The sequence below is a fragment of the Streptomyces atratus genome, from assembly GCF_014648655.1.
GTDB classification, from domain to species: Bacteria; Actinomycetota; Actinomycetes; order Streptomycetales; family Streptomycetaceae; genus Streptomyces; species Streptomyces atratus.
The window spans coordinates 40,569-60,334 of record NZ_BMRN01000012.1 but is presented as its reverse complement, the minus strand read 5'-3'; the positions used below and the strand labels follow the sequence as shown (position 1 = coordinate 60,334).

Here is a 19,766-nt window from a genome sequence, read left to right as displayed (position 1 = left end):
GGCGCACTCTTCCGGTCGAAAGCGCCCCACACCCCGAACAGGTGCATTCCAGACACACCTGCGCCCCGGGTCGCGCGGACCCGGCGGCGCCTCCTTGACAGCCCTCCTTCACCAAGACCATGATTCCATTAATTGACTAATGGAATTGAGGCGAAGTGCATGGCAGACGCATTCACTCCGGGCGGCGCGTCCGGCGCATGGGCGCTGGAGGCCCGCGGCCTGGGTAAGCGCTACCGTCGCGGCTGGGCGCTGCGCGACTGCTCGTTCCGGCTGCCGGCCGGGCGGATCTGCGGTCTCGTCGGCCCCAACGGCGCGGGCAAGAGCACCCTGTTGGGACTCGCGACCCGGCAGGTGCAGCCGACAGAGGGTGAACTCCAGATCTTCGGCGTGCCGGTGGACGATCCCGCGGCAATGCCGAGATTCGCGTTCCTCGGGCAGGACAAACCGCTGTTCAAGCGGTTCACGGTGGCGGAGACGCTGCGTCTGGGCAGCGAGCTCAACCCCGGCTGGGACATGGCCGCGGCGGAGCGGATCGTACGGTCGGGCCAGGTGCCGATGCACGCCCGTGTCGGCACTCTCTCCGGTGGTCAGCGCACCCGTGTCGCGTTCGCGCTCGCCTTCGGCAAGCGGCCCGACCTGCTGCTGCTCGACGAGCCGATGTCCGACCTCGATCCGCTGGCCCGCCATGACATGAGCACCCTCCTGATGTCGGAGGCCGTGGAGCGCGGCACCACGGTGGTGATGTCCTCGCACATGCTGTCCGAGCTGGAGGACATGTGCGACTACCTGCTGGTTCTCGCCGACGGCAGGATCCGGATGGCGGGCGACGCGGACGCGCTCGTCCCGGCCCACTCACTGGTGACGGGACTCGCCGGGGACGGTGACCCGACCGACCTGCTGGCTCCCCACACGGTGGTCGAAGCCCGCGTCCAGGGCAGGCAGTTCCACGCGCTGGTGCGACCGAACGGCCCGCTGTCGGGTGACTGGGTGGTCGCCGAACCCAGCCTGGAGGAAGTGCTGCTGGCGCATCTCCGCTCGTCGGACGCACCCCCGTTGTTCACACCCGGTGCCCGTATCGAGGCCGAAGGGATCCACACCTCATGAGCGCCACCCTGACCGAGACGTCCCGAACCGGACGCGCGCCCGGACCCCGTCTGCTGCGCGGGCTGAACTGGCTCGTCGTACGTCAGCACCGGGCCGCACTGCTCACCGTGCTCGCCGTGACGGTCCTCGGCTCGATCTGGATCGCGTACCAGCACGGCCGGATGGGCCAGACGCTCGAAGCCGCGGGCTGGCCGGAGAAGGAGCTGGCGCAGCCGGCAGTCGCCTCGACGACGGGACTCAGTCTCACCGTCACGGCCCTGAGCGCGCTGCCCGTGATCCTCGCCGTCTTCCTCGGCGCCCCGCTGATCGCGGGTGATCAGGAGCACGGCACCGCGCAGCTGGTCACCACCCAGTCCGTGTCCCGCCATCGCTGGCTGACGACAAAGCTCCTGTGGTGCTATGCGGCCGTGGTCGTGTCCGGCACGGTGCTCTCGGCGTTCTTCACCTGGTGGTGGAAGCCCTACCGTTCGGTGTTCTCCAGTCCGTGGTCGGAGGGGCCGGTCTTCGACAACACCGGTCCGGTGCTGCCCGCGCTCTGCCTCTTCCTGACCGCCGCCGGCATCACCATCGGCCTGCTGCTGCGGCGTGTCCTCGCTTCCATGCTGGTCACGTTCGTCTTCGCCGCGATCGTCGAGGTCGTCTGGGGCGAGATGCGCGCATATCTCGCGCCGTCACGCATGCTCACCTACCCGCTCGACGGCGACATGCCCGCACGGCTGAACGAGTCGCTCGAGCTTGACCGCTGGATCGGCTCCGCCGACGGCCATCTCTACGGCTGGGGGCTGTGCGCCAAGACCACCGAAGCGGCCTCGGACGCCTGCATCAAGGAGCACGGCATCGTCAACAACGTCGTCGAGTACCTCGGTTACGACCAGATGCCGGCCATGCAGTGGACCGGGGCGGGCATCCTCGTCGCGGCCACCGCCGTGCTGACCGTGTTCACCCTGTGGCGGGTGTCCCGGAGCCCCCTTTAGGACAAACCGCCGCAGGTACGTATCGTTTCGGCAGTTCAAAGGGAGGTGAAGACGTGGTCGTATTCCGGATCGACAGACGCAGCGGAGTGGCGACGTACCTCCAGATCGTGCGCCAGGTCGAACAGGCTCTGCGGATGGGTGCCCTGGAGGAGGGCGACAGGCTGCCCACGGCCGCGCAGGTCGCGGCGGAGACCAAGGTCAACCCGAACACGACCCTCAAGGCGTACCGTGAGCTGGAGCGCGCGGGCCTGGCCGAGGTCCGGCAGGGAGCGGGCACCTTCATCACCCGGTCCCTCGCCCCGGCCCAGGAGGAACCCGACTCCCCGTTGCGCGCCTCGCTCGCCCAGTGGCTGGACGAGGCGCGGTCTCAGGGTCTCAGCGGCCAGGAGGTCACCGCCCTGTTCCGCTCGGCCCATGCGGCGGTGTATCCGTCCGGGACGGACGGCTGAGGGGCGGTTTCGTACTCCTCGGTGCGAGGAGTACGAAACCGCGCTCACCCCAGCGCCGGGTAGTCGCCCGTGGCGCCGTCGGTGCGTTCGCGCAGCAGGTCCGCGTGGCCGTTGTGGCGGGCGTACTCCTGGATCATCACCAGATACACCCAGCGAAGGCTGACGGACCTGCCACGGGTCGTCGACATGAATGTCTCGTCGAGACCGCGCCCCGCCACGGCGGCCTCGCACGCCTCGACCTCGGCGCGGTACGCGGCGAAATCGCGTTCCGCGTACGCTGCGTCGACGCCGTCGATGCCTTCGTCCCCGTCATCCAGGCCGGTGAAGACGTCATCGATCGGCTCACCCGCGAAACTCCGCCGGAACCACCAGCGTTCGATCTCCGCCATGTGCCGTACCAGGCCGAGGAGAGTGAGGTTCGACGGTTCGGCGGCGGTGTGCGCCAGCTGCGCCGGGTCGAGTCCGGCGCACTTGGTGAGCAGCGTCTCCCTGTGCCATCGGAGCCAGCCCTCCAGCATGGCTCGCTCGTCCGCGGTGCTCGGGACGTTCAGCTGGTCGCCGTCGGCTGTCGTACGTTCGATGCGGGGTGCGGTCCATGTCATGGCAGCCATCCTCACACCGGCCGCGACGCTGCTGGAGGCCACGCCCGTTCGGCGTGGGGCAAGTGGGGCGTACGGGGCGCCACCTCAAGAGGGCACCCCGTACGCCGCCGCCTCACGTCGCGTTCAGAGCCACCGTCGGGTGGAGACGGGAGGCGCGGATCGCCGGGTAGAGGCCCGCGACCACGCCGATCAGGAGGGTGGCGGCCAGGCCGCCCGCCAGGGACCAGAGCGGGACCACCGCCATCCACCCCTGGACCTGCGCGAAGCCGTACGTCGCCACCGCGCCCAGCAGCGCGCCCGTCGCCCCGCCCAGCGCCGACAGCAGTAGCGACTCGGTCAGGAACTGGAGTCGGATAGCGCCCCGGGTGGCGCCCAGTGAGCGGCGCAGGCCGATCTCCTGGCGGCGCTCCAGGACCGAGATGACCATGGTGTTGGCGACACCCACACCGCCGACCAGGAGGGCCACCGCGCCCAGGCCGAGCATCAGGGTCGTCAGGCCCTCGTCGGTGGCGGCCTTGGCGGCCAGCGCGTCCGAGGGGCGGGAGACCTTGACGCCCGCCTCGTTGCCGGGGCTGATGGTGCGGGCCAGGACCGCCCTCACATCCTCCACCGAAGCGTCCGTGGAGCGCTCGAAGATGGTGGTGGGGTGGCCGTCGAAGCCGAAGTAACGCTCGGCGGCGGGGAATCCGACCATGGCCACCCGGTCCAGGTTGGGGACCAGTTCGAGCGGTTTGAGGATGCCCACGACGACCACGCGCGTGTCGTTCATCATGATCGTCTCGCCGGTGCGGGTGATACCGAGGCGGTCCGCCGCCACCGCGCCGAGGACCGTCGTCGGGAGGCGTTCGCCGACCGGATTCAGCCAGACGCCCTTGTCGACCTCGCCGCCGAGCGCGGACAGCAGGTCGATGCGGGCCGCCTGGGTGGTGACGCCTGCGGTGCGCTCCTCGGGGACCACGTCGCTGCGGCGGATGCGGGCGTCGACGTCGGCGGTGGCCGTGGCGTGCTGCACCGGGCCGACGCGCTCGACCATCGCGACCGCGTTCTTGGGGAGCTTGATCGGCTGCCCCATGGGGTCCTCACCCGCCTCGGCGGTGAGGAGGTTGGTGCCGAGGCGGTCGAGCTGGGCCATCAGGTCCGCGCGGCTCGACTCGGACAGGCCGACGACCGCGACCATGGTCGCGATACCGATGGCGATGCCGAGCGCCGAGAGCACCACGCGCGCGCGACGGGCGCGAAGGCCGACCGCACCGACGCGGAGGATGTCGCGGGCGCAGAGGCGGGAGGGCTTGAGGTCGTGCTTCATGAACCGACCTCTTCCGTACGGGAGGCGGAGCGCGCGCCGGAGCGCGCGTCCGAGACGATCTCGCCGTCCTTGAAGCGGACCCGGCGCGGCAGCGAGTCCGCGATCTCGTTGTCGTGGGTGATCACGCAGATGGTGGTGCCGGACGCGTTCAGCTCGTGCAGCAGCTCCATGACGATCTCGCCGGACGCGGTGTCCAGCGCCCCGGTCGGTTCGTCCGCCAGCAGCAGCCGGGGGTCTCCCACCAGGGCACGGGCGATGGCCACGCGCTGCTTCTCACCGCCGGACAGCTCGTTCGGCGTGTGCGAGCAGCGGTGGTCCAGCCGGACCTTGGCGAGCGCTTCCCGCGCACGCGTGCGCCGTTCCTTCAGCGGTACACCCGCGTACAGCAGCCCGTCGGCGACGTTGTCCACCGCGTCGCGCCCCGCCGCCAGGTGGAAGTGCTGGAACACGAAGCCGATGTGGCGGGCGCGCAGTGCGGAGAGCCGGGAGTCGGAGAGCTCGGACACGTCGTACCCGGCGACCCGGACGGTGCCCGTGGTGGGCTTGTCGAGGGTGCCCATGACGTTGAGCATCGTGGACTTGCCGGAGCCGGACGGGCCGACGACGGCGAGCAGCTCGCCCTCTTCGACGGTGAGGTTCACTCTGCGCAGGGCGTGGACGCCGCCGGGGTACGACTTGGTGGCGTCCCGCAGTTCGATCACCGCGTCCGATGAGACCGTCATGACTTCGCCACTCCGACCTTCAGGCCCTCGCGCACTTCCGGGCCGCTGACCTCGATCTGCCCGTCGGCGGTCATGCCCGTCTCCACCCGCACCATCTTCGAGGTGGCGCCCTGGACGACCTGGAGGCCGTAGCCGCCGTTCTCGCCGCGCAGGGCGACGACCGCCTCGACGGGGACCGCGAGGACTCCCTCGCGCGCCTCGCTGACGAACTTCACGCTCGCCGACGCCTTGGCGTCCTCGCCGGACGCGGCGCTCACCCCGCCGTCCAGGACGACCTCGACGGTGATGCCGTTCTGCGCGGCATCGCTCGCCCCGGCGGACGCCTCGGGGCGCACCGTCCGGGCCACCTTGCCGGTCGCCGTCTTCCCGCTCGGCAGGGTGACCTCGACCTTGGTGCCCCGGGAGGTGAGCGCGCCGTCGCCCTGGTCGAGCTGCGCGCGGACGACCGGCTTGGTGGAGGCGACCGTCAGTACGGGCGTGTCCGGGCCGACCTGGTCGGCGAGCGCCGCGTCCGCGGTGACGACCTTGACCCGGTCGGGCTGGAAGACGACATCGCCCTTGCCGACCTTGCCGGTGGTCTCACGGTTCAGCGACTTCTGCCACTGCTTGACGGCGGCCTCGGTGTTCTCGTCGTACCGCGCGTCGACGTAGAGGTTCGCTCCGTACCCCAGGTCGCGCAGATTGCGCTCCAGCTGGAGCACGTCGCTGCCCCGGTCGCCCGCCTTCATCTCGCGGAACATCGGGACCGGCCCGTAGAGGAGGGTGACGGGCTTGTCGTTCAGCTCGTACAGTGCCTGCCCCATGGTCAGCGTCTTCCCTTCGGATGCGGCCACCGTGACGGTGCCCTCGACGGCGGACTTGACTGCGCGGCGCTGCGCGAAGTCGAGCTTGCCGTCGACCGTCTTGGACTGCACGAGGTCGGTGCGTACGACGGTCGCGGTGGCGGGCGGCAGATTGCCGTCCCTCCCGGAGGCGCCCGCGTCGCCGCCGTCGCCGAGGAACAGGACTCCCCCGGTGACGGCGGCGGCGACGGTCACCGCGCCGAGCGCGAGGAAGGCGGTGCGGCGCTTCACTGCATGCCGTCCAGACCGTCGAGCAGCTTCGACTTGCACGCCTCGCGGGCCTGCTTGTACGACGGCGACTTCGTGTCGATGGACGGGGACGCCGGGTTCGGGTCGCCGCCCGGCTGGGCGTTGCCGCCGTTCATGGTCGGGTTGGTGAACTTGGAGACGCCGTTGTCCCGCATGCACTTGGCGTGCGCGAGCATCGACTCGTAGTCCTTCTGCTGGTCGCGCTCGGGCTCGGCCGTCATGGCGGCCTGCAACTCGGTGACGCAGACACCGTCCTTGCCGCCCTTGATGCCCTCGTTGCGGCCGGGCTGGGAGCCGATCTCGTCGATCTTCGTCCAGTCCAGGTGCCCGCTGAGCTTGGGGTCGGGGAAGTCCTTGTAGCCGCCCTTGACGCGCATGCACTGGACGTACTTCATCTGGGCGTCGTAGAAGGCGCTCTTGCCCGCGGGCCGGGTGTTCGGCTTGCTCTCGCCCTTCGCGGCGCTCGCGGCCGGCGAGTCGGGTACGTCGGCGATCGCGTCGTCCTTCTTCGCTCCGCCGGCGCTGTCGTCACCGCCTCCGCAGGCGACGGAGAAGGCGAGTACGGGCACGGCCACGAGGGTGGCCAGGCGCAGCCGGGCGGTGGCGCGGGGGTTCGTCCTGAGGAAACTCATGCGCTTCACGTTCGCCGCTGCAGATGATGGCCCGTCCATGGCCACATGATGAGAACGTAACAGTGCCCCCGACCTGCGCGTCCACCCCCGTACGGAGTAGCCGGAAACGGTCCCGGTGTGCCCATAATCGGCCTCATGCCGCATGTACTGCTCATCGAGGACGACGCGTCCGTACGGGACGGAATGGAGCTCGTGCTGCGCCGTCACGGGTACGGAGTGGACACCGCCGCCACCGGCGAGCAGGCCCTTGCCCTGCTGGCCGGGGAGCGGGGCGCGCGGGTCGAACTGGCCGTACTGGACCTGATGCTGCCCGGCATGGACGGCTTCGAGGTGTGCCGCCGCATCCGCGCCCGCTCGGCGACCCTGCCGGTCATCATGCTGACCGCGCGCGGCGACGACTCGGACATCGTGACCGGCCTGGAGGCGGGCGCCGACGACTACGTCGTCAAGCCGGTCACCGCGCCCGTCCTGGAGGCCCGCATCCGGGCCGCCCTGCGCCGTGCGGAGCCGTCCGCACGACAGCGTTCGGACGCCGATCTCGCCGGGCTGGTGATCGACCGCGCCGGGCTGACCGTCACCAAGAACGGCACACCGGTCGCGCTGCCGCCCACCGAACTGCGGCTGCTGCTGGAGCTGTCTGCCGCGCCCGGCCGGGTCTTCAGCCGCGAGCAGCTCCTCGAATCCGTCTGGGACCACACCTACCTGGGCGACTCCCGGCTGGTGGACGCGGCGGTCGGACGGCTGCGGGCCAAGCTCGAGGACGTACCGGCGAAGCCGCGGTACGTACAGACGGTGCGGGGCTTCGGCTACCGCTTCGGGCCACTGTGAAGCGTACAGATCGGGCCACTGTGAAGCGCACAAACAAGGGCAAGCGCGGCGTCGCCTCGAAGCGGCGCTCCCGGCGGCTCGTCGGCGGGCTGCGCGTCCGGCTCGTCGTCACCTTCGTCGTCGTCGCTCTGATCAGCGCGGTGACCTCGACCGCCCTCGCCTACCGGGACGCCCGTACCGCCGTCCTCCAGCGCGCCCAGAACGCGGCCGTGAACGACTTCCGGGAGCGGGTCGGCGCGGTGGCCGCCGACTTCGACGTACCGCCCGACCAGCGGACGCTGTCCCGGTTCGCGGCGAAGGTGTCGGAGGGCATCGGCGGGAAGATCGTGGTCGCCCGCTACCAGGACCTCACCGCGGTCTCCGACTCGCTGGCCGAGACGGAGGGCCGGATCACCGTCGAGCTGCGCAGCGCCGTCATGACCGGCGACGACGCCGCGTTCCAACGGGTGCAGTGGCGGGGCGAGCCCTACCTGGTCGTCGGCACGCCCGTCACGTTCGCCGACGGGGACCACCGCACCTCCGGCCTGGAGGTCTTCGCGATCAGCGATCTGCGGGCCGAGCGCGACGACACCGCCGCCCTGCTGGACTCCGTACGGGCGGGCATCGTGCCGGTGGTGCTGCTGGCCGCCGTCCTGGCGCTGCTGGCCGCGGGGACGGTCCTTCGTCCGGTACGGAAGCTGGGCCGGGCCACCCGCGAGCTCGCGACCGGAGACCTCGGCAGCCGGGTCGCCGTCACCGGGCACGACGAACTCGCCGACCTGGCAAGGACGTTCAACGAAACCGCCGACGCGCTCCAGGCTTCCGACGCGGAACTGCGCGTGCAGGAGGCGAAGGCACGCCGCTTCGTGGCGGACGTGTCGCACGAACTGCGCACGCCCCTCGCGGCGATGACGATGGTGGCGACCGTCCTGGAGGAGGACGCCGACCAGCTGCCACCGGACGCGGCGCGGGCGGCCCGTGCCGTCGGCGCGGAGACGGCACGGCTGTCCCGGCTGGTCGAGGACCTGATGGAGATCTCCCGCTTCGACGCCAAGGCGGTACGGCTGAACGCGGCCGAGACGGACCTCGCCGACACCGTACGGGCGTCGCTGGCACTGCGCGGCTGGACGGACCGGGTGCAGACGCACCTCCATGAGGGTGTACGGGCGGTGATCGACCGGCGCCGCATCGACGTGATCGTCGCGAACCTGGTGGGCAACGCGCTGCGGCACGGAGCCCCGCCGGTCACCGTGACCCTCGCAACGGCCCGCGAGGCGGACGGGGAGTGGGTGACGCTGGAGGTCGCCGACCACGGTCCCGGGCTGCCGCCGGGGGCTCGGGAGCGGGTCTTCGACCGGTTCTACAAGGCGGACGCGGCCCGCACGCGTGGCGCGGCCGACGACAGCGGACAGGGCAGCGGCCTCGGCACGGCGATCGCACTGGAGAACGCACGGCTGCACGGCGGCACGATCGACGTGGCCGATGGACCGCGGCGCGGCGCCGTGTTCACGCTGCGGCTGCCCCTGCGACGTACAGGAGAGGACACGGAGTGAAGGTCGCACAAGGGGTCGTGGTCGCCGCGCTGGGGATCGCTCTCGTGGGCTGCGGCGTCCAGCCGACCGGAGTGATAGGCGCGGGCGAGCCCGCGTCCGGGCTGACGCGCGGCATGCGGCTGTACTACGCGTCCGCCGGTGGGCTGCGCGGAGTGCCCCTGCTCGACAAGGATGTCAAGGACCTCAACTCGGTGGTGAAGCTGCTCCTGTCGGGTCCGCCGCCCGCCGAGCAGCGCGACGGACTCACCTCTCTTGTCCAGCTCCCCGGCTTCTCGGTGACCGGGACGGGCATCCGCGTCACGGTGCGCCTCGACGGCCCCTATGCGGAGTCGGGACGCGACCAGGGTACGGGCCAGCTGGTGTGCACGCTGGCGCGCGCCCAGTCCGTACTCGACCCGAAGGTCAGGACCGACGACGTCGAGGTCACCCTGCGGCCGTCCGAAGGTGCCGCGCTGGGCCCCTACCGGTGCGCGGAGTTCCTCAACACGTGAGGCGGGCAAGCAAGTTAACCTCCAGGTCCCTGTTGCTGAAGCGGCGCCGGCCGGCGTGCGACCGCTCCACCTGCGACATCGGACCGATCTGCTCGTACCAGCGCAGAGCGTGAGCCCTGAGCCCGATGAACAGGACGACCTCGCTGATCGTGCAGCGGTCCTGGCCGTCGGGCCGTGAAGGGGCCACGAACGTCCAGGGGCGGGGACTTCACGGGGGTGCTGTCGATCGCCGTCGTGCCGGCCACGCCAGAACGCTCAAATGCGCCTCAGCAAGTGCGCTCCGCGCGGCACCTCCTGGGCCGGCCACGTCCACCGGCCCAAACGGTCCGCGGACTCCGCTGCCATGCGATACCGGCCGACGGTGTGATCCACCGCACGGACCCCGTCGCCGTGCACGGCCCCCGCATGGACTCTGACGAGCACACCGGCAGGAGAGGGGGATCGTCAGTGCTGCCCGCCATCTCCTTTCACGACCGTTACGCCGCGATGCGGGCCGGTCAGTTCCCGCAGGAGCGGGTCCGGGTCCGCGAGGAGGAACAGGTGTCCGCCGTCGGGAACGGTGCGCAGAGCGGCGCCGTCGATCTGCGCGTGCGCCCAACGCGCCACCTCGATGGGGACGTTGCCGTCCGCCTCGCCGTGGATGAAGACGGTCGGTACGGAGATCGAGTTCAGCGGGTCCGGCAGCGGGCGGGAGTATCCGGCGAGATCGGCCATGGCCGCGTCCATGCCCTGGCGCCGGGCCTCGGTGGTGTCCAGATCCGACAGCTCCTGGAACTCCGGTTCTTTCATGATCAGTTGGTCGGCGAGCGGCCAGGCGTCGAGGTGCGGCTCACGGCTTTTCATGCGCTTGAAGATCCCCGTCCCCGCGAGCATCGGCCGGGCGATCACCGGGGCCCAGCGCACCAGCCGGTCCAGCCACTTCACGATCGGGATCCGGCGTGCGTACGCCTGTCGGGGTGCTCCGGGGACGGCGGCGCACGCGAGGATCAGCTTCGTCACCCGCTCGGGGTGCGTCTGGGCGGCGGACAGCGCGTATCCGCCGCCGCCCGAGATCGCCACGAGCGGTGCCCGTTCATGGCCGAGGTGGTCGAGCAGGGTCACGAAGTCGCCGTTCCAGCGGTGGAAGCCCCGGCCGGGCACGGGATCGGTCTCGCCGTATCCGGGACGGTCCGGGCAGACCAGATGAAGGCCCGCGTCCGTGGCCGCCTGCCGCAGTGCGACCCCCTCGAAACGGCTGCCCGGGGTGCCGTGGAGCACGATCACGGGCGGGGCGGCGGGGTCCCCGTACGAGCAGTACGCGATACGGCGCCCGCCGGGGGCCGTCAGACGGACCGTCTCGGGCAGATCCTGCACGGAGGGGGTCATCTCTGCTCCTCATGCGATACGGGGGCGGCGGCAGCGGCGGCGATCCCGCCGATGACGAGGTCGAGGCCGTAGGCGAACCGACGGTCGTAGTCGTGGTGGTCGGCGAACACCGACATGGCCCGGCGCTCGGGCGGGAGTCGGAGCTGTTCCGGATCGCCGCGGCCGAGACGGATCGCCACATGGCCGGTGACGAAGTCGTGCAGGGCACCGTACGCGTACACGGCGCCCTCCTCGTCGAGTCCCGCGGTCCGCAGCGCATCGACGACCCGCAGTGCGACATCGTCCGCGCCGGGCCCGACGAGGGAGGCGCGGCGGTGCGCCTCAAGGATGACGGGGTGCCGCATGAGCAGGTCGTGGAGCGTGTCCGCGAACAGCCGGACGACGCCGCGCCAGTCGCCCGGCCAGTGCACGGACCGGGTCACCTCGCCGACGATCCGGGACACCAGCGCGTGCTGGAGCGCGTCGATGCCGCCCGTCGTGCGGTGGATCGCCATCGGTGACACACCCAGCCGGTCGGCCACCACGCGGAAGGTCACCGCGTCGAGACCGCGGTCGTCGGCGATCTCGGTCGCCGCGTCCAGGATCGCGTCGAGCGTGACCGCCCGGGGACGGCCGTTCTTCGGAGTACTTGCCTTCTCGACCACCATGCCGTCACCATATCGATACGCGTAACGAAACAGCAATGGGAGCATCCATGCCGCAGTTGCACGACCTCACGGCTCTCCAACTGGCCACCGCCTACGAGCGCGGAGACACAACTCCCACCGAAGTCGTGGACCATCTGCTGGCCCGGATCGAGGACGGCGACCGGGTGGGTGCGTTCACCACCGTGTCGGCGGACCGGGCCCGCGCCGCCGCGGCCGAGGCCGGACGCACCCTGCGCTCCACGGACCGTACGGAACTGCCGCGCCTGTTCGGCGTACCCACCGCCGTCAAGGACCTGGAGGCCACCGCGGGCGTACGCACCACGCTGGGTTCCGCGCTGCTGCGCGACTGGATTCCCGACCACAACGACGAGATCGTCGATGTCATGGCCGACGCCGGGCTGATCAGCCTCGGCAAGACCACCGTTCCCGAGTTCGGGGCCGCCTGCTACACCGAGCCCGAGGTGTCCGCCCCCGCGCGCAGCCCGTTCGACCTCACCCGCAGCGCGGCCGGCAGCAGTGGCGGCGCGGCGGCCGCGGTCGGTGCGCTGCTGGTGCCGATCGCCCAGGGCAGTGACACCGCCGGTTCCGTACGCTCCCCCGCGAGCGCCTGCGGTGTGATCGGGCTGAAACCGAGCCGTGGACTCGTCACGGCGGGCCCGGACGGCAACGACGGGATGGGGCTCTCCGTACGGGGGCCGCTCGCCCGCACCGTGCGCGACACCGCGGCATTCCTCGATGCGCTGACCACCCGTACCGGAGTCGGCACCGTGCATCCGCCCCGCGTCGACAGCTACGAGCGCGCCTGCGACGCACCTGTCCCGCGACTGAGGGTGGCGCTCGCGCAGGGCTCGGTCTCGGGAGCGCCCGTGGACGCCGAGGTCGCCGCCGCCGCCGAACTCACCGCCCGTACGCTGGCCGGGCTCGGCCATGCCGTCTTCGCCCGGGACCAGGCGCCGGACCCCGCGTTCACCGAGGGCTTCCGGGTGATGTTCACCGCGCTGGTCGGGGCCAGGACCATGGCGTTCGACGAGGCGGCCCTGCGTCCGATCGTCCGCCATCTCCGGGCCGGATCGAAGAAGTTCACCTCGGGCGAGCTGGCCGCCTCGATCGGTGTCGTCCAGGCCCGCGCGCGGGCCTGGACGCTCGACTACGCGGACGCCGACATCGTGATCACCCCGACCGTCACGACCCCGCCGACGCTCATCGGCCGGCTCCGCAACGACGCGGATCCGGCGGCGGAGCTGGCCGCGATGACCGCTTTCACGGGCAACACCGTGATCGGGAACGCCACCGGGTTCCCGACCATCAGCCTTCCGCTGGGCTGGAGTTCACAGGGCCTGCCGCTCGGGGTTTCACTCACGGCCGGATGGGGCCGCGAGGACCTCCTGCTCGGCGTATCCGCGGCCCTGGAGGAGGCCCTGCCCTGGGCCCACCGCTACGTCGACCGGGTCGAGGCGCAAACACCCGCGGCGGGTTGAGCACGGACGTGGCCGCGCGGCCACGGAACCGGAAGGGAGACTACGCCCCGGTGGCTCCGTCGATGGCCTCCCGGAGCAGGTCCGCGTGGCCGTTGTGCCGCGCGTACTCCTCGATCATATGAGTGAGGATGTATCGCAGCGAGAACACATCGTCGCCGTAACTCCCGGTGATTTCAAGGGAATCGGCGGCCTCCACAGTGGCGCGGGAGCGCGCGCACTCCTCGTGCCAGATCCTGAACGCCTCGTCCGGTTCGGCGGTTTCGACGTCGAACTCGGCGAACTCTCCGGGGTTCGGGCCGGGCCAGTGCGGCGGCGCGACCTCGCCCTTCAGTACCCGGCGGAACCAGGAACGCTCCGCCTCGGCGAGATGGCGGACCAGCCCGAGGAGGGTCAACTCCGAGGTGGGAAAAACCCGTTCCCTCAGCTGTTCGGTGGTGAGCCCGGCGCACTTCATGGCCAGTGTCTCGCGCTGGAACTGGAGGAAGCCGCCCAGTGACGCACGCTCGTCGTCCATCCGCGGAGGATAGGTTCTCTTGTCATCCTGCATCGAGCCATCATGCCAAGCCCGACAGCTGTACGCCCCGTAGATTCGCGGGGCCCGACGGCGCCCCCCGGCCACGGGGGCGCCCGACGGCTCAGCGGAGGTCCGGGCCCTTGAGGATCTCCTCGATCCGGGCCAGCTCCTCCTCGGCGAACTCCAGATCACGGACCGCCTCGACGCTGTTCTCCAGCTGGGCGACGCTGCTCGCCCCGACCACGGCGGACGTGATCCGGCCACCCCGCAGCACCCATGCGAGCGCCATCTGCGCGAGGGACTGTCCGCGCGCGGAAGCCACCTCGTCGAGCGCCCGCAGCCGGTCCACCAGCTCCGGGGTGACCGAATCGGGCGTCAGGAAGGGGCTGCTGCCGGCCGCGCGCGAGCCTTCCGGGATGCCGCGCAGATAGCGGTCGGAAAGGATGCCCTGCTCCAGCGGCGAGTAGGCGATGGATCCGGTGCCCAGCTCGTCGAGCGCCGTGAGCAGGCCGTCCTCGACCCAGCGGTCCAGCATCGAGTAGCGCGGCTGGTGGATGAGGAGCGGGGTGCCCAGCTCCTTGAGGATCCGGGCGGCCTGACGGGTCTGCTCCGGCGAGTAGTTGGAGATGCCGACGTAGAGCGCCTTGCCCTGACGCACCGCCGAGTCGAGCGCGCCCATCGTCTCTTCGAGCGGGGTGTCGGGGTCGGGGCGGTGCGAGTAGAAGATGTCGACGTAGTCGAGGCCGAGCCGGGTGAGGCTCCGGTCGAGCGACGAGAGCAGATTCTTCCTGGACCCCCACTCCCCGTACGGGCCGTCCCACATCAGATAGCCCGCCTTGGTCGAGATGACGAGCTCGTCCCGGAGCCGGGCGAAGTCCGTCCTCAGTGCGCGGCCCATCGCGGTCTCGGCGGCGCCGGGCGGCGGTCCGTAGTTGTTGGCGAGGTCGAAGTGGGTGATGCCGAGATCGAATGCCCGGCGCAGGATCTGTCCCTGGGTCTCCGGAGTCCGGTCGCCGCCGAAGTTGTGCCACAGACCGAGGGATAGCGCGGGAAGCAGCAGTCCGCTGCGTCCGGTGCGCCGGTAGGGCATGGCTTGGTAGCGGTCGGCGGACGGGAGGTACATGCGGGCTCCACGGAAGAGGGGCGGTTGCGGTGCGCAGGGTCCAGGTTCGCCGACAACGATCCAGCAGTCCAACAGGAGATTCTGCTTGGATTCAGCGCTTATATTTCTCAATCATGGAGTTGCGTCAGCTGGAACATTTCGTCGCCGTCGCCGAGGAACAGCACTTCACGCGTGCCGCCGAGCGCCTCGCCGTGTCGCAGTCCGGTCTTTCCGCCTCCGTCCGGGCCCTGGAGCAGGAGCTCAGGACACCGCTGTTCAGCCGCACCACGCGCAGCGTGCGGCTGACCGAGGCGGGACGCGCCCTGCTGGTGGAGGCCGAGCGCACGCTGGCGGGGGCGCGAGCGGCGAGGGACGCCGTCGATGCGGTACGGGGACTGCTGCGCGGCACCCTGTCGGTGGGCGTCGAGCAGTGCGTGCCCGGGGTGCATCTTCCGCGTCTGCTGGCGGCCTTTCACCGTAAGCACCCGCTCATGGAGATCCGGCTCCGCCAGGAGGGCACCACGAGTCTGGTGGACGGGGTGGCCGGCGGGCGGCTCGATGCCGCCTTCGCCGCGACCGTCAGTTCCGTCGAGTGGCGAGGCGAGCTCATCCCGCTGGCGCGTGAGCCCATGGTCGTCCTCTGTGCGCCCGGTCACCGGTTCGCGACGGCAGACAGCGTCGCGTGGAGTGAGCTGCCCGGTGAGTCCTTCATCGACTTCCATCCGGACTGGGGTCCGCGGCGGGCGGCGGACGGGGCGTTCACCGAGGCGCGGGTGCGGCGCACGGTAGGGCTGGAGGTGAATGACGTACACAGCCTGCTGGAGCTGGTGCACGAGGGGCTGGGGGTCGCGCTGGTGCCGCACCACTTCTCCCGCAAGCCCGAGGCCCGGGGACTGGTGGCGGTGGAGCTCGAAGGGCCCCGACAGCCTTACTACGAGAGCGTCGTGGTGCTGCCCGCGGCCCGGGCCATGAGCCCGGGGGCACGGGAGCTGATGGCGCTGCTCCGGAGTGACGGCGGGCTGTGAGGGCCAGTTCCCTGGCGCTGTCGCAGGCGAGTGCGAGCTCGTTCCCCGCGGCCCCGCCGAAGGAGACCCGGACGTCCGCGCCGGTCGCGGTGAGCGCGGCGACGCGCGAGGTCACCGCCTTGTCGCCGGCCTTCGCGGTGCCACCCCACAGCGGGGTGCAGCGGTCGCCTGGCGGTGGCGCTGTTCGGCTGGGTCGAAGACCTCGCGGCGAAGCGGGGGCCGCGGCTGCTGCCGTGACCTCCTCGCCCGCCGCTCCCTGTGTTGCCGGCCGACGATGTCAGCCGACGGCCAAGGACGCGGCCAGCACGAACCAGCGTGCGGGCAGGTCGATACGGGTTCCGTCGGGCAGATACTCGGTCTGGGCCAGGACGGTCTCACCGCCGGCCAGCGTGGTCAGTCCGGCCGCCCGCAGCAGCTGAGGCACCTCCTCCTCCGTGGCGCCGGCCGGCTTGAGACCGTGGTCCAGGACCCGGCGCAGCTTCTCGGGCGGGCCGTCCGGTCCCTGCGCCGCCTGCTGGAGCACGTCCTTGGCGGCCGGGGTCAGCTCGGCGACGAACGCCCGGCCCCGCTCCCCCACCATCGTCGCGACCGCCGCGGCGACGGCGGGCCTGGCCTCGGCCTCGCTCTGGTGGATCACCGCACGCATATAGACATTGGTGTCGCCGATCCGCTCGTGCAGGGCCGCCACGGCCTCCGCGTCGACGAGGTCGAGCTGGGCGAACTCGGCAACGCCGTCGGGGTCCGCGCGGCGTGCGTGCGCGATCGCCGCGTGCGAGAGGTCCACACCCATCGCGTGGGGGAAGCGGGTGGCGAGATAGCGGGTCTGGGTGCCGTTCCCGCAGCCGAGGTCGACGATGGGCAGTGAGGTGTCGGCGTACGGCAGGAGCAGCTCGCTGTGGGGTACGGAGCTGAGGGAGGGGTCGGCGTCCCAGATCGCCTCACCGGGCGCGTCCGAGGTGGCGGACCAGAAGCCCTCCCACGCCTCGCGGTAACGCTGTGACACGTCCATATGCACTCCCGAGTCCGCTTTTCCTGAGGCATTTTGCCCAGGTACGGACTACCGCCCCCGGGGCGGCCGCGGCAAGACCGCACACAGCATCCACCGCCCGTGGGCGGCGTCCTTCACCAGGCGTGCGACCGGGGGCGCGGGATACGGCTGATCGCCGGACGGTCTTGCTTCCCCACTGCAACATTCTGCGATACGTGACTCCACGGTACGGCTCCGCGTCCGGCGCCCGCCGGTGATCGGCCCAACCGCCCCCGGAGGTGGTGCGCCCAGCGCACCCGGCCGCGCACGGACCGGCGCCGTTGCGGTGCCGGGCCGGCCGGTGAAGCCGCCGGCCGGCCCGTTCCTCGGAACGGTCAGTCCTCGTGGCCCAGTTGGAGGTCGCGTTCGGTCCGTCCGCCACCCGCGACCTGGAGGACTGTGGCCACCGGCGGATACCCGGCCGCGATCACCGTGTACTCACCGGTGGACAGGTCCACGAACCGGAATGCGCCGTCGGGCCCGGTGGTGAGCGTGTCGACCACATTGCCCGCCGCGTCCAGGAGCGTGACCCGGGCGTCCTCGACGGGCCGGCCGCCACCGGCCCGTACGACGCCGCGCAGCACCGCTCCGCCGGCGAGTTCGATGTCCTGCCGGGTCTCCCTGGCCGCCTGCACGCTCACCGGCAGCGCGGCGGGCCGAAAGGCGGGCGCGCTGGCGGCGAGGGTGTACTCGCCGGCCACCAACTCCGTGATCACATAGCCGCCTTCGCGGCCGCTGCGGGTGGACGCGACCACTTCGCCGCGTACATCGGTGAGAGTGACGGCGGCGTCGCGCACCGGAATGCCGTCGGCGGTGACGACGGTCCCGGCAAGGCGTCCCGCACCGCCGAGCACCACATCGAGCTCGACGGGCCGTTCGCCCACGGTGACGCTGACGGCCTGAGGCTGGTGGCCGCCGGCCGCGGCGATGAGGACGTAACTGCCGGCGCCGGGCACGCTCAGCGCGTACCGCCCGTCGTCCCCGCTCGCGCCCCGTCCGACCTGCTGTCCCTGGACGTCGATGAGGGTGAGGGCGGCGCGCGGGACCTTCGTGCCGTCGGGGTGCTGGACGCTGCCGCACACCGGCACACCCGACAGGTAGACGGGCGGCGGCGGAGCGGCAGCGGTGGTGCGGGCGGCGGGGATCGGTGCGGACCCGGCGGCGCTTTCGGGGCTGTGATGGGACACCAGCGGTTTCTCCTTGAGGAAGAAGGCGAAGAACAGGCCGAGCGCGAGCACCGGCACGAGATAGAGGAAGATCCGCGGCATCGCGTCGGCGTATGCCTGGATGTAGCTGTCGCGCAGCGCGGGCTCCATGGCATGGACCAGCTGCGGGGTGATCGACTCGGGGTCCGGGAGGTCGGCGCCGGACGGCAGACGGACTGCGAGCGCGTCCGCGAGGCGGCCCGCGAAGAGCGTCCCGAAGACTGCGGCGCCGACGCTGCCGCCGATCTGCCGGAAGTAGTTGTTGGCGCTGGTGGCGGCGCCGAGGTCGGCGGGCTCCACGGAGTTCTGCACGGCGAGCACGAGTACCGGCATGACCAGGCCGATCCCGATGCCGAGCACGGCCTGCGCGATGCTGTATTCGAACCGCGGGGTGTCGGTTTCGAGCCGGGAGAGCAGCCACATGCCGACCACCGAGACGGCGCCGCCGAGAATCGGATAGACACGGTAGCGGCCTGTCCGGGAGATCAGCTGACCGGATACGACGGACGCGCCGACGATGCCGCCCATCATCGGGAGCATCAGCAGCCCGGACTCGGTGGCCGTGGCGCCGTCGACCATCTGCAGGAACGTCGGCAGATAGCTGGCGGCGCCGAACAGTGCGACTCCGACGACCGCGCCGACGAGCGCGGTGACATTGAAGATCGAGTCACGGAACAGCCGCAGCGGAATGATCGGTTCGGCTGCCCGGTGCTCGACGACGACGAACAGCAGGGCCGTTCCGGCGGCTCCGGCGGCCAGCCCCAGAATGGTGCGCGATCCCCAGGCGTACTCCGTACCGCCCCAGCTGGTCAGCAGCACCAGGCAGGTGGAGGCGGCCGCGAGCAGCAGCGCGCCGAGGATGTCGAGGCGGGGCCGGACGGTGGGCCTGGGGAGTTTCAGTACGACGGTGATGACGGCGAGGGTGATCAGGCCGAACGGGACGTTGATGTAGAAGCACCAGCGCCAGGAGGCATGGTCGGTGAAGAAGCCGCCGAGCAGCGGACCCGCGACGGAGGCGAGGCCGAAGGCTGCGCCGATGAGTCCCATGAACCGGCCGCGTTCCCGGGGCGGTACGACATCCGCGATGATCGCCTGGACACCGATCATGAGCCCGCCGCCGCCGATGCCCTGGACGGCACGGAAGGCGATCAGTTCGTCCATGGTGCGGGACCAGCCGGCCAGCGCGGAGCCGATGACGAAGACGACAATGGCGAACTGGAAGACGCCCTTGCGGCCGAAGAGGTCGCCGAGCTTTCCGTAGATCGGCAGCCCGATGGTGGAGGCGAGGAGGTACGCGGTGACGGCCCAGGACATCTTCTCCAGGCCGTGCAGCTCGCCGACGATCTTCGGCAGTGCGGTGGCCACGATCATCTGGTCGAGCGCCGCGAGCAGAAGCGTGAGCATCAGCCCGAGGAAGACCAGCCGGATGTGACGGGGCGTGGCATCCGGTACGGCGGAAGGCGCGATGGCCGCGGCTTCTTCCGCCTCTTGCGTCTTTTTCGCGACAGGGGGCGGCGAGGGCGGCGTGTTCGCCGCCTCGGCGGCCCCCGTACCGCTCGGCTCGTCCTCCAACAGAGTGATCCCACCCACCACGTGCCGCTCCCCTCGTCGCATCTGCGCCGCCCATTTCTTGCATTGCGTGACGAGGGAGGGCAAACGCGGCGGGGGGCGC

19 protein-coding genes and 1 pseudogene are annotated in these 19,766 nt (G+C 71.1%); 8 read left to right on the top strand and 12 right to left on the bottom strand.

Annotation, left to right across the window (positions count from 1 at the left end):
• Positions 1-159: 159 nt before the first annotated feature.
• From IEZ15_RS21170 to IEZ15_RS21160, 3 genes are read left to right on the top strand one after another with little or no spacing between them, the layout of a single operon-like run.
• Positions 160-1,104, top strand: coding sequence for an ABC transporter ATP-binding protein (locus IEZ15_RS21170; RefSeq protein ID WP_189278910.1), 945 nt, complete (start codon positions 160-162; stop codon positions 1,102-1,104).
• Positions 1,101-2,078, top strand: a complete 978-nt coding sequence (locus IEZ15_RS21165; RefSeq protein ID WP_189278909.1) for an ABC-2 membrane transporter-related protein — start codon at positions 1,101-1,103, stop codon at positions 2,076-2,078. The genes IEZ15_RS21170 and IEZ15_RS21165 overlap by 4 nt, the downstream gene beginning before the upstream one ends.
• A gap of 53 nt (positions 2,079-2,131) precedes the next feature.
• Complete coding sequence (locus IEZ15_RS21160; RefSeq protein WP_114247622.1) at positions 2,132-2,527, top strand: GntR family transcriptional regulator; 396 nt, start codon at positions 2,132-2,134, stop codon at positions 2,525-2,527.
• Positions 2,528-2,571: 44 nt separating this feature from the next.
• On the opposite strand, the gene IEZ15_RS21155 is transcribed toward IEZ15_RS21160, so the two are convergent.
• The 5 genes from IEZ15_RS21155 to IEZ15_RS21135 all read right to left on the bottom strand — a co-directional run bounded on the left by IEZ15_RS21155 (position 2,572) and on the right by IEZ15_RS21135 (position 6,880).
• Positions 2,572-3,129 (bottom strand): DinB family protein, encoded by a 558-nt coding sequence (locus IEZ15_RS21155; protein ID WP_189278908.1) that lies wholly within the window; start codon positions 3,127-3,129, stop codon positions 2,572-2,574.
• Positions 3,130-3,241: 112 nt separating this feature from the next.
• On the bottom strand, positions 3,242-4,435 hold the full coding sequence (locus IEZ15_RS21150; protein ID WP_114247621.1) for an ABC transporter permease: 1,194 nt from the start codon (positions 4,433-4,435) through the stop codon (positions 3,242-3,244).
• Complete coding sequence (locus IEZ15_RS21145) at positions 4,432-5,157, bottom strand: ABC transporter ATP-binding protein (protein WP_189278907.1); 726 nt, start codon at positions 5,155-5,157, stop codon at positions 4,432-4,434. The genes IEZ15_RS21150 and IEZ15_RS21145 overlap by 4 nt, the downstream gene beginning before the upstream one ends.
• Positions 5,154-6,230: a peptidoglycan-binding protein gene (locus tag IEZ15_RS21140; protein ID WP_189278906.1), complete on the bottom strand. Its 1,077-nt coding sequence runs from the start codon at positions 6,228-6,230 to the stop codon at positions 5,154-5,156. The genes IEZ15_RS21145 and IEZ15_RS21140 overlap by 4 nt, the downstream gene beginning before the upstream one ends.
• Positions 6,227-6,880 (bottom strand): hypothetical protein, encoded by a 654-nt coding sequence (locus IEZ15_RS21135; RefSeq protein WP_189278905.1) that lies wholly within the window; start codon positions 6,878-6,880, stop codon positions 6,227-6,229. Before IEZ15_RS21135 ends, IEZ15_RS21140 begins: the two co-directional genes overlap by 4 nt.
• 135 nt (positions 6,881-7,015) lie before the next feature.
• On the opposite strand from IEZ15_RS21135, the gene IEZ15_RS21130 reads away from it, so the two are divergent.
• Genes IEZ15_RS21130 through IEZ15_RS21120 form a run of 3 tightly spaced genes read left to right on the top strand, consistent with a single transcriptional unit; the run spans position 7,016 to position 9,731 of the window.
• The gene (locus IEZ15_RS21130) at positions 7,016-7,708 is read left to right on the top strand and encodes a response regulator (RefSeq protein ID WP_189278904.1); all 693 of its coding nucleotides are present in this window, start codon (positions 7,016-7,018) and stop codon (positions 7,706-7,708) included.
• 20 nt (positions 7,709-7,728) lie between these two features.
• Positions 7,729-9,240 carry an ATP-binding protein gene (locus tag IEZ15_RS21125; protein ID WP_229846019.1) on the top strand — a complete coding sequence of 504 codons (1,512 nt, stop codon included), beginning with the start codon at positions 7,729-7,731 and terminating at the stop codon, positions 9,238-9,240.
• Positions 9,237-9,731, top strand: coding sequence for a GerMN domain-containing protein (locus IEZ15_RS21120; protein ID WP_189278903.1), 495 nt, complete (start codon positions 9,237-9,239; stop codon positions 9,729-9,731). Before IEZ15_RS21125 ends, IEZ15_RS21120 begins: the two co-directional genes overlap by 4 nt.
• 19 nt (positions 9,732-9,750) lie before the next feature.
• Here IEZ15_RS21120 and IEZ15_RS21115 read toward each other — a convergent pair.
• From IEZ15_RS21115 to IEZ15_RS21105, 3 genes and pseudogenes are all read right to left on the bottom strand, one after another.
• Positions 9,751-9,918 (bottom strand): annotated as a pseudogene (locus tag IEZ15_RS21115) (MerR family DNA-binding transcriptional regulator); the annotation flags it as partial.
• 257 nt (positions 9,919-10,175) lie between these two features.
• Positions 10,176-11,096 carry an alpha/beta fold hydrolase gene (locus IEZ15_RS21110; protein ID WP_189278901.1) on the bottom strand — a complete coding sequence of 307 codons (921 nt, stop codon included), beginning with the start codon at positions 11,094-11,096 and terminating at the stop codon, positions 10,176-10,178.
• Positions 11,093-11,743: a TetR/AcrR family transcriptional regulator gene (locus IEZ15_RS21105; protein ID WP_189278900.1), complete on the bottom strand. Its 651-nt coding sequence runs from the start codon at positions 11,741-11,743 to the stop codon at positions 11,093-11,095. The genes IEZ15_RS21110 and IEZ15_RS21105 overlap by 4 nt, the downstream gene beginning before the upstream one ends.
• Positions 11,744-11,778: 35 nt before the next feature.
• On the opposite strand from IEZ15_RS21105, the gene IEZ15_RS21100 reads away from it, so the two are divergent.
• Positions 11,779-13,221 (top strand): amidase, encoded by a 1,443-nt coding sequence (locus IEZ15_RS21100; protein WP_229846018.1) that lies wholly within the window; start codon positions 11,779-11,781, stop codon positions 13,219-13,221.
• 40 nt (positions 13,222-13,261) lie between these two features.
• On the opposite strand, the gene IEZ15_RS21095 is transcribed toward IEZ15_RS21100, so the two are convergent.
• Together IEZ15_RS21095 and IEZ15_RS21090 are read right to left on the bottom strand one after the other, a co-directional pair.
• Complete coding sequence (locus tag IEZ15_RS21095) at positions 13,262-13,735, bottom strand: DinB family protein (RefSeq protein ID WP_308427427.1); 474 nt, start codon at positions 13,733-13,735, stop codon at positions 13,262-13,264.
• A 121-nt stretch (positions 13,736-13,856) separates the two neighbouring features.
• Positions 13,857-14,858: an aldo/keto reductase gene (locus IEZ15_RS21090; RefSeq protein ID WP_189278898.1), complete on the bottom strand. Its 1,002-nt coding sequence runs from the start codon at positions 14,856-14,858 to the stop codon at positions 13,857-13,859.
• 113 nt (positions 14,859-14,971) lie between these two features.
• Between IEZ15_RS21090 and IEZ15_RS21085 the strand changes: the two genes are divergently transcribed.
• Positions 14,972-15,862 (top strand): LysR family transcriptional regulator, encoded by an 891-nt coding sequence (locus IEZ15_RS21085; RefSeq protein WP_189278896.1) that lies wholly within the window; start codon positions 14,972-14,974, stop codon positions 15,860-15,862.
• Positions 15,863-16,139: 277 nt separating this feature from the next.
• Here the strand turns inward: IEZ15_RS21085 and IEZ15_RS21080 are convergent, their stop codons facing one another.
• A complete protein-coding gene (locus IEZ15_RS21080; RefSeq protein WP_189278894.1) occupies positions 16,140-16,871 on the bottom strand; it encodes a class I SAM-dependent methyltransferase in 732 nt (243 codons plus the stop codon).
• A gap of 353 nt (positions 16,872-17,224) precedes the next feature.
• Positions 17,225-19,687: an MFS transporter gene (locus tag IEZ15_RS21075; RefSeq protein ID WP_114247608.1), complete on the bottom strand. Its 2,463-nt coding sequence runs from the start codon at positions 19,685-19,687 to the stop codon at positions 17,225-17,227.
• Positions 19,688-19,766: the final 79 nt, after the last annotated feature.